Here is a 16,505-nt window from a genome sequence, read left to right as displayed (position 1 = left end):
TGTGTATAAGTACTTTCAGTTTGTGTGGCGTACTTATACACAGTTACACCAATTTTTTACTGTGCCTTCTTATTTTATGAGAATTGTTTTACAAAGTTACTAAGCAACTCTGTTAAAGTCAATGTGAGAGGCAGTGCATCAGTTATACGTTCAGCGAATCTATCTCTTATAAAACAAGCAGCAATTTTGAGTAACCAGGTAATAAAGATACTCAAAAACATCTAAAGTTTAGTACAAATGACAAAATATATTCTCTCAATTGATGGTGGTGGAATAAGAGGAATTATTCCAGCAATGATATTATCCAGAATAGAGCAAAAAACGGGTAAACCTATTTCTCAAATTTTTGATTTATTGGTGGGTACTTCAACTGGTGCTACTATTGTAGCAGGACTATGTAAAAAAGATAGCAAAGGAAAGCTACAATATTCAGCTGATGACTTGGTTAATCTTTATCAGGAGTACGGACCTTATATTTTTAAGTCTTCATTTCTAAGAAGATCAATATTTTCTTGGATTAACGGTGCACAATACCCCAGTAAAAATATTGAGTATGTACTTCATAAATATTTTGGCGATGATATCCTTAAAAACACTTTAAGTAATGTGTTGATTACGAGTTACGATATTCACAATAACTGCCCATTTTTCTTCAAAAGCTGGAAAGAGGATAGAAATTTTATTAAATTAAGGGATGTATTGAGAGCAGCAACTGCAGCACCTACTTACTTTGCACCTAAATATTTAAAAGTCAACCAAAAGGAAATGGTATTAATAGATGGAGGAGTTTTTGCCAATAATCCAGCAGCATGTAGCTATGCAAGCAGCAGAAAGCTATTTCCTAACGATGATGTAGTACTTCTTTCCATCGGTACTGGCAGATCGTCTCATTCCATTAAATACCTCAGATCGAAAAGATTTGGCAAAATATCCTGGATTAAGCCATTGATAAACGTAATGTTTGCCTCTGGACTAGATTGTGTAAATTATCAGTTAGACCAGATTATTAACAATAGCTATATCAGAATTCAATCGCAGCTAAAAGTAGCATCAACGGAGATGGACAATACAACATACGAAAATATCAAGTGTTTAAAAAAAGAAGCACAAACGATGATTGAATGTAATCAAAAAGCAATAGATAAATTCTGTACAGTAGTATCATAAACTTTAACCTTTTAATCTAGAACTCGCATTTTTGAACGTTTCCTTTTAAGCTTCAGTAAACCTCCTAACTCTATAGTTCTTGATATGATCTGGATTAAAAGCCTTCCTTGAACTTAAAACACCAAAAACTATATGGAGTAATTTACGCATTGCAGCTCCCACAACGGCCATATTATGCTTGCCTTTTTCCTTTAATCTTTCGCAGTAAGTCTTAATAATAGAGTTGTGATTTTTAGCTACTATAGCAGGAAAATAAACGATCAGTCACCTTAATACCCCCTTCAACAATCAAGTAGCCAAAGAAATTACAGTTACAGATCCAACACATCCACTATTTGGCAGAACTTTTCCCGTATCATCTTTCAGTTCAACAGCCTACAAAGGTGGTAATGTATCTGTTATTTATCGTGATGACATCACTCTACATATTCCATTTTTTTCTACTAACTTAGCTAGTAAGCAAGATTTTCTCACCAGCAAGTTAACATGGACTTCATTATACGAGTTTGTTTCTCTAGCAAAGGAGTATAAATTATGCCATGTAAATCATGTCAAGTGTGGCAGAAAATGCCACAACGTTTTAAGTCAGAAGTTTTAGAAAATATATTATTAGTATCCAAAGAGGTTATCCATGAGTACATCAGAGCTAATCACAGCACAACATTTAGCACGCGAAGCGATAATTTACATCAGACAATCAACACATCATCAAATATTAAGCAATCAAGAAAGTCTAGAGTTGCAGTATGCGCTGAAACAAAAGGCAATTGATCTTGGCTGGAAAGCTGATAGTATTATTATAATTGACACTGATCTTGGTATAACTGGTGCTAGTGCTGAAAAGCGTGAAGGATTTAAAGAACTTGTTACTAAAGTCACTTTAGCGAAGGTAGGGATCATACTTTCCTATGATGTAACCCGTTTATCACGCAATTGTTCTGACTGGTATCCGTTACTAGATATATGTGGCTATAAACAGTGTTTAATAGCTGATCGTGATGGTATCTATGATCCTGGTACCATTAATGGTCGATTATTACTGGGTCTAAAAGGGCAACTTGCTGAAATGGAGTTATCTACTATAAGAGCTAGACTAAATGCTGGATTATTGAATAAAGCAGCACGAGGTGATTTAGCCTTATCTCTTCCAGTTGGTCTTATTCGTCATACCGATGGTTCAGTACATAAGGATCATAATCTTGAAGTTCAGCATCGTATTAAGCTTATTTTTGAAACTTTTCTAGAGAAACGAGCAGCATCAAAAGTTCTAAAGCATTTTAATGACCATCAACTTACTATTCCTAGGTATGATAAGTTTAAAGAGTTGCAATGGAAAAAACCGACACGTGGAAAAATTCTCTCGATACTTAAAAATCCAGCTTATGCTGGAGCATTTGTTTATGGTCGTACTAGAAGTCATAAAATATCCTCTGCTGAAAAAACAACAAAAAGCATGCCAATGGAAGAATGGAAAATTTTAATAAAAGATAAATATCCAGCTTATATAGATTGGGAAAGCTTTATAAAAATTCAGATGACACTAAAAGACAATTATGCAAAGTATGAATACAATAGCACGCGTGGCATAGCTAGATCAGGAGAAGCATTATTGCAGGGAATAATCTATTGTGGAGAATGTGGATACAAAATGACAATGCGATATAAAGAAAGAAACTATTATATGTGTAATTACCTGCAACGAAAGTATCATGAACCTGTATGTCAGCGTTTACTAACTGATATTATCGATTGTGCAGTGGTTTCTAAATTTTTTGCAGCACTTAGTCAAATTGAACTAGATGCTTATACTAATGCTATTGATTCACAGTCACAATCTGAACAAGCCCTTAATAAAGTACATTTGCAACAATTAGAACGTCTGAGATATCAAGCTAAGTTGGCAGAACGACAATTTAATCAAGTTGATCCTGATAATCGTCTTGTAGCTGCAGAACTTGAAAAACGTTGGGAACAAGCATTGAACGAACTCAAGCAAGCAGAAATTACATTCGAACGTCAACATCCAAAGAAACCTAATCTTCAATTATCTGAAGAGCTGAAAACAGTATTTTTAGATGTGGGTAGGAAATTACCTGAAATTTGGCATAAGTCAGTTCTGTCAAGTCAGCAGCAAAAATCCTTTCTTCGTTGCATAATTGATAAGGTAGTAGCACACCGGATCAAACGCGATTGCTTACAAATACGTATTGTATGGCATGGTGGAGAAACTACTACTTTTCATGTCCCTATTCCAGTAAAATCCTTTTATGAATTAACCACAGCAACAGAAATGGAACAGCTTATAATAAAGTTAAGTAAGGAGGGTAAATCAGATATAGAAATCGCCAAGTACTTAGAAAAACAAGGATATCGCTCTCCAAAGAAAAATGTTGTTTTAAGAAGTACAGTCGAAAGTATTCGATTAAAAAATGATATTTTTCGAAAAAGACATCAACCACGTCTCCTTGCACCTGGCTACCTTACTGTTACACAAGTTGCAAAGATCCTCAAAGTTTCTAGGAATTGGCTTTACCATAAAATCAATAGTGGTCAAATTAAAATACGAAAAGATGATAGTAAAGCCAAGGGCAAATACTTATTTGAGGATAAACCAGAAACTATTAAAATTCTGATGGATTTTAAAAATGGCAAATTCAACAATATAAATTTTTTATAGGAGTATCAACATGCATAGTCAAAGAGCCTTACGCAATGTCCGTGAACCTGACTTACTTAGCTTAGGCTTGGCATATACAGAGGAACCTGACGTCATATTTCGTGGTATAACACCTGCATACGCCGCCAATTGCCTGGCATCTCTAAAAGCCTCTATGTCAGAAACTTCAGCTAAAATAGCTATTGCTGATTCTTCTCCTATGCCTGGAATAGTCAATAGAAGTTGAAAATTTTCCAACAATTCTTTGTGTTGATTTAATAGTTCACGTACGGAGTTTTTTATTGTTTCTATTTTTTGAGTTATATTCATTGCAAGGTCTTCCCAAGCATTTGCAACTTCTTCAGGCAGTCTCTCTTTTTTTTCTAAGTGGTTATTTACTAATGTTAACTCGTCTTTTAACGCAACCGAGCAACGATAAAGATGTTTTAATTTTTTCATTTCAGGAGAAGGTGGTGTCCAACGAGTAGGTTCTTGTCTTTGACAATAATCAGCAATAATCTCTGCATCAGACTGGTCATTCTTTTGCCGTGCGAGCTTACTTTTTGCATAAAAATTTATGCGAGCTGGGTTTACAACACTAACAAAATATCCAGCCTTGTAAAGGAATTCAGCTAAAGCTTCACTATAACAACCGGTGGATTCCATGCAAGCTTTTACTTTTTCTACGTTATGTTTTTGTAGAAAGTCCAGCAGACCTTGAAATCCAGTATCATCATTTTTAAATTTCCTTTTCCTAGCTTCACGTTTTCCTTTTTTACTTATAAACGAAAGAAAAACATCAAAGCGTTCTTTTGAAACATCTATACCAAGAAAGTTGTTGATCATATATAACTCCATACGTTACTATTTAAAATGAAAAGTAAGGGTTACCTTATGAATACAGAATTAGAACCATTGAGGTCTTTCTATGATACCGTCCAGCCTAAACTTTTGAGAAGGGGGCTCTTATCTTGTAAACAGATTTTATATCTAAGTTACGATTCAGAGTTCTTCCCTTCTCCACCTAATGCTTAAGCTTAAAACACTAGATGCTTTTTACAAGATATAAGTTATTATTCAAACAACAGTTATGCAAGAGATCTGATTACATCTAAGCTAACAATGGACCACTAGATATATTACTAATCACGTTGACCTGATTTAATATTTTATTAGTGGGATTGAAATAATTTTCTATAAATTCCTTATATATAGCTGTTAACTTGTGTATATCGTTTACTAATACGCATTCGTTTATCTGATGTGCGGTTTTGTTGATTATACCAAATTCAATCACTGGACAAACATCTTTGATAAACGCAGCGTCAGATGTGCCACCACTTGTGCTCAGCGCAGCATCAATACTGGTAACTTTATTTATCGCATCAAGCATAATATCAGTATTTCTATCGGGAGTAGAGAGGAAAACGTCCCTGCTGCTATGCACAGAAAGTTTATAATCGTTAGTTACACTGGAGCATATTTCATCAATCAGCTTATATAAGCCACCCGGTGTTTGTTCATTGTTATATCGAATGTTAAAACGTGTAGTTGCTGAACCAGGTATTAGATTGCTAGTATTATTTCCAACATCGATAGTAGTAACTTCGCAATGTGAAGGCTGAAAATATTTATTACCATGATCAAAAGTAGTATTTTTTACCTTACTCAATATCGATATTACCTTATATATTGGATTATCTGCTAGGTCTGGATAGGCAACGTGCCCTTGTTTTCCATGGCAAATTAATTCAAATGTTACAGAACCTCTTCTGCCTATTTTTATGGTATCACCTAATTTCTCACTACTGGTTGGTTCAGCAACCACACAGAAATCCACCTTTTTTTGCTTACTTTTCATCCATTCCAAAACTGCCTTTGTTCCATATTCTTCCGTGCTTTCTTCAGCACTGGTAATCAATGCACTTATCGAACCATTAAATTGAAACTTCTCTGCAATCAAATTTACCATAGCAGCAATAAACGCAGCTACTCCGCTTTTCATATCAGCCGCCCCTCTTCCATATAATATACCATCCCTCACTTCTGGATTAAATGGACCAAATGCCCAATCTTTTAACTGACCCGGTGGTACAACATCAACATGCCCAGCAAAGCACAAATTTGGTACTCCATTTATATATTTCGCATAAAGATTTTTAACTTTATCACCAAACTCTAAAATTTCACAATCAAAGCCACTCTTCTTGAAGATTGTTGCTATATACTCTATTGCCCCGCCGTCCCTTGGTGTTATACTCTCAAAAGAGATCAATTTCTTAGTTAGCTCTACAGGGTCAATTTTCATGTCAATCTTAAAATACTTATATTGCTATATTGTAAACACTCTATGCACTATTTAAAACAAATATTACATCAAGCCGAACAAACTTTTCTAAGGGAAGTAATAACAGATTACCACCTTGCTGATGATATCTATGAAATATGCACACGACACGGAAATGACATCTTTCTAGTTGCAGATGAAAATACAGCAAAACTTTTAAACAAAAACGTATTTAATAAAATTTCTCATTTAATTATTCCAGCCCCACCTGTCATTCCAGTGTCACGCGCTGGAATGACACCAGGTGGAGAAATGACACCAAGCAGAGCTGCCTCTCTTGAAACCGTAAATCTAGTTAGAAACAAAGCAAAAGACAGTGACTTAATAGTTGCATTTGGTAGCGGCACTGTTAACGATATCTGCAAATATGCAAGCTACCTCGAGAAAAAAGATTATATATCGTTCCCAACAGCCGCTTCTATGAATGGATATACCTCTGCAAATGCTTCAATATTAGTAAATGGATATAAAAAATCGTTCAAAGCACATCTTCCAAGAGCAGTATATATAGATATAGACATACTTGCCAATGCACCACTGCGTCTCACATTAAGCGGATTTGCAGATTTCATTTGTCGTTCAACAGTTCAGGCTGACTGGCTACTATCTCATTTGTTGCTTGGCACAGAATACAATGAATTACCTTTTACACTTGTTCGCGATTTGGAGCAAATTTTGCTAAGAGAGTATACGGCGCTTACTAAAAGAAGTAGAAAAGTGGTCCTATTACTTATGGAAGTTCTACTAATTTCAGGACTTGGAATGGTAATATCAAAAGGCAGCTATTCTGCAAGCCAAGGAGAGCATATGATAGCTCACGCAATGGAAATGGTAACAAGAGATCATTCCTTACTACATGGCGAAAAAATTGCTGTTACGACGATTACCATGGCTAATTTGCAGGAAAAGATATTATCAATACAAAACCCGATTATCAAACCGACCACTTTAGATGTAAAACATATAACTCAGTGCTTTGATAATATCGAATTTGTAAGAACTTTTGAACAGAAGCAAATTATGCAGCAAAAAATCCAAGAGATTATTTGTAAAGAATGGCATAATATTTCCAGTTTAATTAAGCAAAATTTACTACCTGCAAAACACCTGCAAAAAATATTTGAAGATCTATCAATTCCACACTTACCAGAGCACCTCAGTTGGAATAAAGAACAATATTGTAAAGTGGTCGATCTTGCGTTTACAACAAGAGATAGATTCACCTTTCTTGACTTAGCTAACTGCATAGAAGAAAGTTAAGTTTTGTAGTGAAATTCTGTCATTTAAAGAGATCATAGGCCAAAAGCTAAACCCTTTTCACAATTTCTTATCCATTGTCTCTTCACCTGAGTGGATACACAACTCACTCCAAGTAGTTGACACTGGGTTTCACCAATAGCACTATCTTGCTAAACATAGTTTAGTGCGAGTGGCTGAGGAGGGACTCGAACCCCCGACCAAGAGATTATGATCCTCCTGCTCTACCAACTGAGCTACTCAGCCTAATTGAAAACCTTGCTATACATGTGACCTACATGTTTTGTATAGTATTTCAAATCAAACAAAGATTCAAGTTTTTCCGAGTTAATAACCTTAAGTAAGAGTTTATCTTGTTTCAATTCGGCCAGAAAATCACTGTTGTTTTGTTTCACTTTCATTGCATTGCTCTGAACAATTTTATACGCCTCTTCCCTCGCCAAACCACTATTTACTAACTCAAGCAATACACGCTGTGAGAAAACTAAACCTTTTGAAGAATTTAAGTTCTTTTCAATGTTTTCCTTATTGATCACCAATTTATCTATCAAATCTGTTAATCGCACTAAAGCAAAATCCATTGTTATACAAGCATCAGGAGCAATGCATCTTTCCACAGACGAGTGTGATATATCACGTTCGTGCCACAATGCAACATTTTCTAACGCAGGAAACACATAGCTGCGTATTAAACGTGAGAGCCCAGTTAAATTTTCACTTAAAATAGGATTACACTTATGCGGCATAGCAGAACTCCCCTTTTGCCCAGTGGAAAAATGCTCAGAAATTTCGCCGATTTCAGTTCTTTGCAAATGACGAATTTCAATTGCAATATTTTCCATTGAGCTTGCAATCACTCCCAAAACTGAAAAGAACATGGCATGTCTATCACGAGGAATGATTTGAGATGATATGGTTTCAGGTATGAGTCCCATTTCTTTCGCTACATACTCTTCAACAAACGGATCAACATTTGCAAAATTGCCTACCGCACCTGATATTTTACAAATTGAGATTTCTTTTTGCGCGCTAATTAATCTCTGATAATTGCGTTTAAATTCAGCATAAAATCTGGCAAATTTTATTCCAAGAGTTGTTGGTTCTGCATGCATTCCGTGACTGCGTCCAACACAAACAATATCTTTATAGTCCTCAGCTTTTTTTTTCAATGCTGCAAGTAAATTTTTTAGATTCTCGAGCAAAATATCACAGGACTCTTTCAGTTGCACCGCAAGGCATGTATCCAAAACATCAGAACTTGTCATTCCATAGTGGAGATAACGAACATCAACTCCCGCTTTTTCAGCAACATATGTCAGAAAAGCTATAACATCATGTTTTACAATGGATTCAATTTCGTTGATACATTCAACATCAAATTCAATAGCACCAGAGAGGTTCTCAGCAATATTATTCGGAATCACTCCTAACTTTGCTTGAGCTTCACACGCTAATTTTTCTATTTTAAGCCATATATTAAATTTATTATTTTCCTCCCAAATGGAAGACATTTCTTTTCTGCTATAGCGGGGAATCATTTTTGATTTATTCCAATAATGGTGTCATTCCAGTGCGTGACACTGGAATCCAGATATAAAAGTATTTGCAAATTATTCAATGGACAACGGATTCTAGAAGCATAAAATAATGTCCATGATGAAATAAACTGGATCCCAGTGTCACGCACTGGGATGACAGGAGGGGAGCACTGGGATGACACCAGCTTAGCCATGGCAGACATTTCTTTTCGGCTATAACAAGGGATCAGCTATCATCACCATCAGCAGCTTCTTTATTCGCATCTTGCTCTGCCTCTTGTTGCTCAGATTTCTGATTTTGCAATTTTACTTGCCTTAGCTCATTTGCATCTGTTTCGGATTTCACGACGTATATAGTAATTGGTACTACTACTTCACTATGTAATTCTACGTTTACTTGGTATTCACCCAAGTTTTTGATGCTTATTCCACCAAAAGATAAACTACGGTGATCTATCACATGTCCTTCTTGTAGTAAAATTTTCGCAATTTCACGTGTTGTTACAGAACCAAAAATTTTACCATCCTCTGAAGCTTGCTTTATTAATACCACAAACTTATCATGTAGTGACAACGCAAGCTCTTTTGCTACATTTAATCTTTTTATATTCTCTTCTTCCAGTAATAAACGTTGCTCCTCTAGCTTTGTTAAATTTTCCTTGGTAGCTTTCACCGCTTTTCTTTGTGGAAAAAGAAAATTACGTGCATAACCTGGTTTAACTTTGACAACTTCACCAAGCTTACCTAAAGTCCTTATATTTTCCTTTAAAATTATCAACATAAATTACCTAAACTTTTTTAGTACAGTAAGGAATAAGAGCTAAAAAACGTGCCCTTATAATCGCTAAGCGTAACTTCCTTTGTTTTTTTGCACATACGCCTGTTAATCTTCTAGGTAATATCCTACCATAGTCAGAGGTAAACTTGGATAATAAATCTATATTCTTATAATCTATGTCTTCATCTTTAGACGCAGCAAGAGGGCAAACTTTAGAACGCCTAAAGCCAGTCCTATTATTTACAGATACGTAAGAATTATTAAAACTATTTCGTCTTTTCATCATTATGCGCTTTGCTCCTCAATTTGTTTATTCATCATATGAGATTTACCTTCAAAAATTTTATCAACCTGCACAGGAAAGTGGCGAATAACGTTCTCATTAAGTTTCATTCTACGCATAAATTCATCCAGAATGCTTGCAGTAGAACTTATGCACATTATACAATAATGACCGCTCTTCATTTTATTTTTGTGATATGCAAAATCCAAAAGACCCCAATGTTCATACTTGATTAATCCTGATGCTTCAATGTTTTTCAAAAGCATTTCCAACGCTTTGCTCGATTGAGTTGGACCGTTTATTCTAAAATCTTTCAAAATATCTTGAAAAATCTTTATTAGATGTTCTGAAATATTTCTCTTCAAAGCATTTACTGCGTTATGGATAAACGCACTTTTAGTACTGCCTCCTAGAAATTTTGTAAAATCTTGCATTATTCCTAAATCTTTTAGGTCATCTTTCAACTCTTTATCGATTTTTGACTTCACTTCTTTCAAATTTGAAAGATCTTCTTCCAATTCAACCCATAAAATTTTTGTAAGATCTTCCAAGAAATCAGAGTAAGCAACTAGACCTTCTTTAATGTTTTCAGCACGCACTTCTAACTCTTGTGTTGTAAGCTTGTCATTTCCTTTTTTCAGAATATCCCTGATTTGCTGGAACATAACATCTGCTTTAATATTTTTCAATGAAACAGCTAGCTCTTGGACCATCTCCTCTACTTCTTGCTGTAACAATCCTTGTTGTGCTATAAAAGTAAATTCATAAAGATTCACTATATCTTCCTTTAATACCGATTAAATATTTCATTATATAAAGCTTTTTTATATAAGCAAGTTATTTGTATTAATTTCTACGCCTTTAATCCAGCTTAAGTTAGATATTTCATAAATAACTTGAGGAGCAATTGAGTATGCACCTGGTAATAAGATGCTCACTTTATGTTTTTCGAGAAGAAGTTTTAGCATTATTTTGGTTCTGCCTTCATCTTTCAATATTGTGTTTAATTCCATAGCGGCTTTTTGCGAATCCGTGCACTCAGTGGTGAGAACTAATTCTTTTATTATAGAAGTGACTCTTTTTGTAAACTCAGATATATCCTTGCCTGCTAATCTTGTCGTATTTTCCGAAGCTTCAAGATCAATTATCACAAATGTTCCTGGTGAAAATAAATCTCTTTTTTCTTCTATTATTTCATTATTATAGAATGCTATTTCAGAAACGTTATGGGGATCAGAAAGTGTAAGGATAACAAACCTTCCACGCTCTGAAGTTCTCATACGTGCATTTAATATTACCCCAGCAGTTTTTGCTGTTCTATTTTCTCCGATAAACCCAATATTTAACTTTTCCAGAAGAGTTCTAAATTTTTCAAGTGGATGATTAGTTAAATAAAATCCTAGTGAAAATAACTCATGTTCTAATTTTTCCTCCTCATCAAAATCTTCCACATTCTCAAGTTTCGGTTTGAGGACATCAAGACTACCAAACAAAGCAGCTTGACTTGATTCTCTATCCTGTTTGTTTTTATTTGCAAAGTAAATCAGCATGTCCATTGACTCATATAGCTGCTTTCTGTTCTTATGCACGCTATCGAATGCTCCGGATTTAATCAGGCTTTCTAGCGCTCTCTTATTTATTATATGACCTGAATTTTGAATGAATTCCCATATGTCCTTACAAGCGCTTGAACGTACGTTCACTATTCCTTCCGCTATAGAAAAACCAACATTCCTCAAGGCAGCAATACCATAACGTATGCGTTCATCCTCTATTGAGAATTCAGCTTGAGACTTGTTTATATCAGGTGAAAGAACGGTAACGCCACTAAACTTTGCTGCATGATAAAATAAATTCAGTTTATCTCTATCATCAATATTCAGATTCATTAGTGCTGTAAAAAATTCTAATGGATAATTAGCTTTAAGGTAAGCCGTTTGATAAGATATAACCGCATATGCTGCAGCATGAGATTTATTGAACCCATAACCAGCAAATTTTGCAACAAGGTCAAAAATATAACTTGCCCTGTCATAATCAACGCCATTCTTCGTTGCCCCTTGGATGAAAAGTTCACGTTGTTTATCCATCTCTTCCTTGATTTTCTTACCCATGGCACGTCTTAGCAAATCTGCTTCTGCGAGACTATATCCAGAGAGAATACGCGCTATTTCCATCACCTGTTCTTGGTAGATTATTACCCCAAACGTTTCTTTTAATATTCCCTCAAGTAATGGATGAATATAATCTGGCTTTTCAAGTCCATGTTTTCTTGCAACATAAGTTGGAATGTTATCCATAGGTCCTGGACGATAAAGAGAGATTAAAGCGATGATGTCCTCAATGCAGTCCGGTTTTAGTTTAATTAAAGCTTCTCTCATTCCCGAACTTTCAAGCTGGAACACTCCAATTGAATCACCGCTTGAGAGCATCTCATAGGTTTTTTGGTCATCTAAAGGAACTGAAGAAATATCGATCTTTTGTCTATCACGATTAATTAAACGACACACATGATCTATTAGCGTTAGCGTACCAAGCCCAAGAAAATCAAATTTTATTAGCCCAGCTTTCTCCACATATTTCATGCTGTATTGAGTGATTGGCAAAGCTGAATTTGGATCATAATACACAGGAACAAAATTTTCCAACTTTTGATCACATATTACAATTCCAGCAGCATGGGTTGAAACGTGACGATATATTCCTTCAAGCTTAAGAGATATATCAAGAAGCTTTGCAATTACCTCATCACTATCCCGTTCTTTCTGCAGATTTTGATCAAACTCTATCGCTTGCGATAAAGTTACAGGATTTACTGGATTAAATGGAACCATTTTAGATATTTTATCCACTTGAGAGTAAGGCATTTGTAATACCCTCCCAACATCACGCAATACTGCCCTTGCCTGCAATTTTCCAAAAGTGATTATTTGAGCAACATAACCGTACTTTTTCTGAACATAATCAATAACCAGGTCTCTTTTTTCCTGGCAAAAATCAATATCAAAGTCAGGCATCGATATACGATCAGGATTCAAAAATCTTTCAAATATTAGGCCAAACTTTATTGGATCAAGGTCTGTAATCTGTAAGCCCCAAGCAACAATTGAGCCTGCACCAGAGCCTCTTCCTGGACCAACTGGAATGCCATTTGCTTTGCTCCAACGAATGAAATCAGAAACTATCAAAAAGTAGCCAGCGTAGTTCATCGAAGTTATCACACTCAGTTCGTAATTCAGCCGATCGTAGTATTGTTTAAGGTCTATGTCTGTCTCATTCGCAATACGGAATTCTAATCCTGCAACTGCCTGCTCCCTCAGTTCTTCATTCTCAGTTTTATTTTCTCGACAAGGAAATTTAGGCAAAATAGGCTGCCTGCTTCTTGGCATGTAAGAGCACCGCTTAGCTATCACTAAAGTGTTATGAATTGCTTCGGGAATGTCGCTGAACAGCTCCTCCATTTCTGCCACAGACTTGAAGTAATGCTCGGTAGTTAACTTCTTTCTGTTATTCTCCAGGGCATAACTCCCCTCCGATATACACGTTAATATATCATAAGCCTCATAGTCAGACCTATTTGGAAAAAACACATCGTTCGTTGCAACTAGTGGTATATTGCGCTGATAAGCAAAGTCTATCAAAGCTTCTTCAAGCTCTAGCTCTTTATTCAGCCCATGACGCTGCAATTCAACATATAAATGACCATTAAATGCTGAAAGCAGTTTTTCAACCGTTTCTTTATCTTGCCCCAACAATAGTTGAGCCAAACATCCACCGGTTAAAGCGATCAGACCTACACTTAAATTTAATAGCTCATCAAAATCAACGTAAGGAATATCGCTATTATTCTTGCGCTTTCTAAAAGACTCACTCACCAAAGTGACTAAATTAGTGTACCCTTGCTCATTTTTTGCAAGCAATAATATAGGTAAATTTTGTTCTGAATGTTTAACTATAATATTGCATCCTATTATTAGCTGTATTCCTCTACTTGCTGCATATTCTGCAAACTCAAGTGAACCAAACAAGTTACCTGAATCAGTAATTGCAACCGCTGGCATTTTATTTCGCAAACAAAGGCCGATCAGCTCCTCAATTTTAACCGAGCTTTCAAGCAGCGAATAAACACTATGAACACGTAAGTGTATGAACATAAGAAACTTTAGATCAACAAAAAAGGATAACATTAATTTACTCATGAGAACATAATTTTCATGAGAACAAAAGCCTATAAAATTCTAAAATTAAAATACAAAAACTTACTTGACAAACTCCGCCAGCTCCCTTATCATGATAGTGAAGCTATTGTATTTGCTTTCGCCAATCTGCAGATTAAAAGGTAAGGATTACTTAATGTATCGGCGTCTTATGTTCAATTTTTTGCAGTATATAGATACTGTATGTCTTTACAAAACTTCATCTACATCTAGATTTTTATCTAAATAAGCTGAACGCGCTTATAAAGCGTTACAAGACATCAAAAAATGCCAATACTCGACAGAGATAGTAAAAGACTAGCTAACTCGGGGATTCTTTGTCTTTTTTTCTGCTTAGTAAATTTCTTAAACATTTGCAGCGTAAGTTAGTTGCAATTAAAAGCGGCTGAATCTCGCTTGTCAAGCGTTTAAAACATAAAAAACGCCAATATTTTAAAGCGGATAATAACCACGGGGCTTCTTTTGCCTTTTTTTTCATTTGGTAAATTTCTTAATGTTTATGGCTAAACGACAACCGTCATCCCGCTAGCGGGATCTCTTGTTAGCGGCTGAGATACCGCGAATGAATCGCGGTATGACGTAGATTGCTGTCATTCCAGTGCTCCTTTTTTTGTCATCCCAGTGCCCAGACACTGGGATGACAAGAAAGAGGCTACTTGGATGACACCCTGACAATCGTCATCCCGCTGCTTGTTAGCGGCTAAGAGATACCGCGAATGAATCGCGGTATGACGTAGGGATTGCATTAGCTATAATTCTTTAGTTTTCACTTTTCTTTTAACCTTGCAATGATATTTTCTTTGCCGATAAAAATTAATAATTTAGCGAGCTCTGGTCCTGTTTCTGTTCCTGTTAAAGCTGAACGCAACTGCGTAAATAGGTTTTTTGCCTTTATATCCACTGTTTGTCGAATAGTTTTGACCCATTCTGACAACGTGTTTTCATTACAATCACCTTGGGGCAATGCATTGAACGCAATTTTTATAAGCTCCTTATCAAGAATCACAGGCTCTATATCGGATTTGCATATTTTCCACCACTTGGCCACCTCAGAAAACCTTTCTATATTGTTCTTTATAAAATACCAAAACTCTGAGGAGTCCACTCCAATTTGATTTAAACGTTCTTGTATAATTTCAAATGGCATTTGTTGCAGCACTTTGCTATTTAGCTTGTATGCTTCACTCAAGCTAAATTGCGTACATGCTGAGCTAAATTTTTTAATGTCAAATGAATCAATCAAAGATTGCATACAGGCGCAAGCTTCAATTGGATTGGATGTTCCAAGCTTCACTAAATAACTAACTAGTGCCATCGGTTCAATTTCATCTTCTTTTATAGATTTAATGTCCAGCACGCCGGTTCGCTTGGATATTTTGCTATCATCAAAATGTAGCAGAGAAAGGTGAGCAAATGTAGGGATTTTCGCTTTTAATGCTTTAATCATTTGGATTTGCACTGCGGTATTAGTTACATGATCTTCCCCGCGTACAATATGAGTTACATTAAAGTCAACATCATCAGTAACAGAAGGTAACATGTATGTGTAAATTCCATCTTCTCTTTTTACCACAGGATCGCTGATGTGACTTGTTGCAATATTTATTTCACCTTTAACTTCATCATTCCATTTAACAACTTCATTTCTATCCAACTTAAATCTAAAATGTGGTCTTCTTCCTTCTTGCTCATAACTAATTTTCTCTTGCTCAGTTAGAAGTAACGCGCTTCTGTCATATACAGGGGGAAGTCCTTGTTTTAACTGCAATTTTCGTTTAATGTCTAACTCTTCTCTTGTTTCATAGCATGCATAAATATGCCCTTCTTTTATTAACTGCAAAAACACCTCATTGTAACGCTCAAAGCGCTCTGATTGCTTGAAATTTGCATCCCAATTGATACCAATCCATTTCAAATCTTGTATGATATCATTTATATATTTGACATCTGAACGCTGAAGGTCAGTATCATCAAAACGGAGTAAAAATTTTCCATTTTGATTGCGTGTGTACATCCAACAAACCAAGGCAGTTCGTACGTTTCCTACGTGGAGGTAGCCAGTTGGGCTTGGAGCGAATCTTGTTAGCATTTAAACAGCAATATTGTTTACTCTAATTTATTTTAATTTTATATAAATGTACGGCTAAAGCAAGCGAGATCTGCTAATACAATTGAGCAGAAGAAGAATAAGTATGGCTATAGCATTGTGGCACCTTTGATGTTTGAGACCATATGATGAATTCAAGAAAATTCATGGCTTGA

13 protein-coding genes, 1 tRNA gene and 2 pseudogenes are annotated in these 16,505 nt (G+C 35.6%); 3 read left to right on the top strand and 13 right to left on the bottom strand.

Annotated elements, in window-relative coordinates:
- Positions 1-237: 237 nt before the first annotated feature.
- Complete coding sequence (locus tag ABWU72_RS08165; protein ID WP_264735396.1) at positions 238-1,167, top strand: patatin-like phospholipase family protein; 930 nt, start codon at positions 238-240, stop codon at positions 1,165-1,167.
- Between the two features lie 45 nt (positions 1,168-1,212).
- Here the strand turns inward: ABWU72_RS08165 and ABWU72_RS08160 are convergent.
- Positions 1,213-1,425, bottom strand: a pseudogene (locus tag ABWU72_RS08160) (IS110 family transposase); the annotation flags it as partial.
- 373 nt (positions 1,426-1,798) lie between these two features.
- Here ABWU72_RS08160 and ABWU72_RS08155 point away from each other — a divergent pair.
- Positions 1,799-3,844, top strand: coding sequence for a recombinase family protein (locus tag ABWU72_RS08155; RefSeq protein WP_236514263.1), 2,046 nt, complete (start codon positions 1,799-1,801; stop codon positions 3,842-3,844).
- Between the two features lie 21 nt (positions 3,845-3,865).
- Here ABWU72_RS08155 and ABWU72_RS08150 read toward each other — a convergent pair.
- Positions 3,866-4,669: pseudogene (locus ABWU72_RS08150) on the bottom strand (IS110 family transposase); the annotation flags it as partial.
- A gap of 265 nt (positions 4,670-4,934) precedes the next feature.
- A complete protein-coding gene (dapE, locus tag ABWU72_RS08145) occupies positions 4,935-6,131 on the bottom strand; it encodes a succinyl-diaminopimelate desuccinylase (protein ID WP_155969091.1) in 1,197 nt (398 codons plus the stop codon).
- Between the two features lie 42 nt (positions 6,132-6,173).
- Here dapE and ABWU72_RS08140 point away from each other — a divergent pair, with 42 nt between their 5' ends.
- Entirely contained in the window at positions 6,174-7,430 is a 1,257-nt protein-coding gene (locus ABWU72_RS08140) for an iron-containing alcohol dehydrogenase (protein ID WP_155969089.1), read from the top strand.
- A gap of 170 nt (positions 7,431-7,600) precedes the next feature.
- On the opposite strand, the gene ABWU72_RS08135 is transcribed toward ABWU72_RS08140, so the two are convergent.
- From ABWU72_RS08135 to gltX, 10 genes are all read right to left on the bottom strand, one after another.
- A tRNA-Met gene (locus tag ABWU72_RS08135) sits at positions 7,601-7,673 on the bottom strand.
- The gene (purB, locus tag ABWU72_RS08130; RefSeq protein WP_155969087.1) at positions 7,673-8,965 is read right to left on the bottom strand and encodes an adenylosuccinate lyase; all 1,293 of its coding nucleotides are present in this window, start codon (positions 8,963-8,965) and stop codon (positions 7,673-7,675) included. The genes ABWU72_RS08135 and purB overlap by 1 nt, the downstream gene beginning before the upstream one ends.
- Complete coding sequence (locus ABWU72_RS08125) at positions 8,962-9,159, bottom strand: hypothetical protein (RefSeq protein ID WP_246484351.1); 198 nt, start codon at positions 9,157-9,159, stop codon at positions 8,962-8,964. Before ABWU72_RS08125 ends, purB begins: the two co-directional genes overlap by 4 nt.
- Before the next feature lie 32 nt (positions 9,160-9,191).
- A complete protein-coding gene (gene rplI, locus ABWU72_RS08120) occupies positions 9,192-9,746 on the bottom strand; it encodes a 50S ribosomal protein L9 (protein ID WP_007548891.1) in 555 nt (184 codons plus the stop codon).
- 7 nt (positions 9,747-9,753) lie between these two features.
- Positions 9,754-10,029: a 30S ribosomal protein S18 gene (gene rpsR / locus ABWU72_RS08115; protein ID WP_007548890.1), complete on the bottom strand. Its 276-nt coding sequence runs from the start codon at positions 10,027-10,029 to the stop codon at positions 9,754-9,756.
- Positions 10,029-10,802, bottom strand: coding sequence for a 30S ribosomal protein S6 (locus tag ABWU72_RS08110; protein ID WP_155969085.1), 774 nt, complete (start codon positions 10,800-10,802; stop codon positions 10,029-10,031). Before ABWU72_RS08110 ends, rpsR begins: the two co-directional genes overlap by 1 nt.
- Positions 10,803-10,850: 48 nt before the next feature.
- The gene (gene dnaE, locus ABWU72_RS08105; protein ID WP_155969603.1) at positions 10,851-14,180 is read right to left on the bottom strand and encodes a DNA polymerase III subunit alpha; all 3,330 of its coding nucleotides are present in this window, start codon (positions 14,178-14,180) and stop codon (positions 10,851-10,853) included.
- A 364-nt stretch (positions 14,181-14,544) separates the two neighbouring features.
- Complete coding sequence (locus ABWU72_RS08100) at positions 14,545-14,721, bottom strand: hypothetical protein (RefSeq protein WP_155968519.1); 177 nt, start codon at positions 14,719-14,721, stop codon at positions 14,545-14,547.
- A gap of 112 nt (positions 14,722-14,833) precedes the next feature.
- Entirely contained in the window at positions 14,834-14,989 is a 156-nt protein-coding gene (locus tag ABWU72_RS08095) for a hypothetical protein (protein ID WP_265041105.1), read from the bottom strand.
- Positions 14,990-15,009: 20 nt separating this feature from the next.
- Positions 15,010-16,332, bottom strand: a complete 1,323-nt coding sequence (gene gltX, locus ABWU72_RS08090) for a glutamate--tRNA ligase (RefSeq protein ID WP_155969083.1) — start codon at positions 16,330-16,332, stop codon at positions 15,010-15,012.
- Between the last annotated feature and the right edge of the window lie 173 nt (positions 16,333-16,505).

Origin of the sequence: Wolbachia endosymbiont (group A) of Lypha dubia, from assembly GCF_964028575.1 — a bacterium.
Taxonomy (GTDB): domain Bacteria; phylum Pseudomonadota; class Alphaproteobacteria; order Rickettsiales; family Anaplasmataceae; genus Wolbachia; species Wolbachia pipientis.
This window is presented reverse-complemented; position numbering and strand designations above follow the sequence as displayed.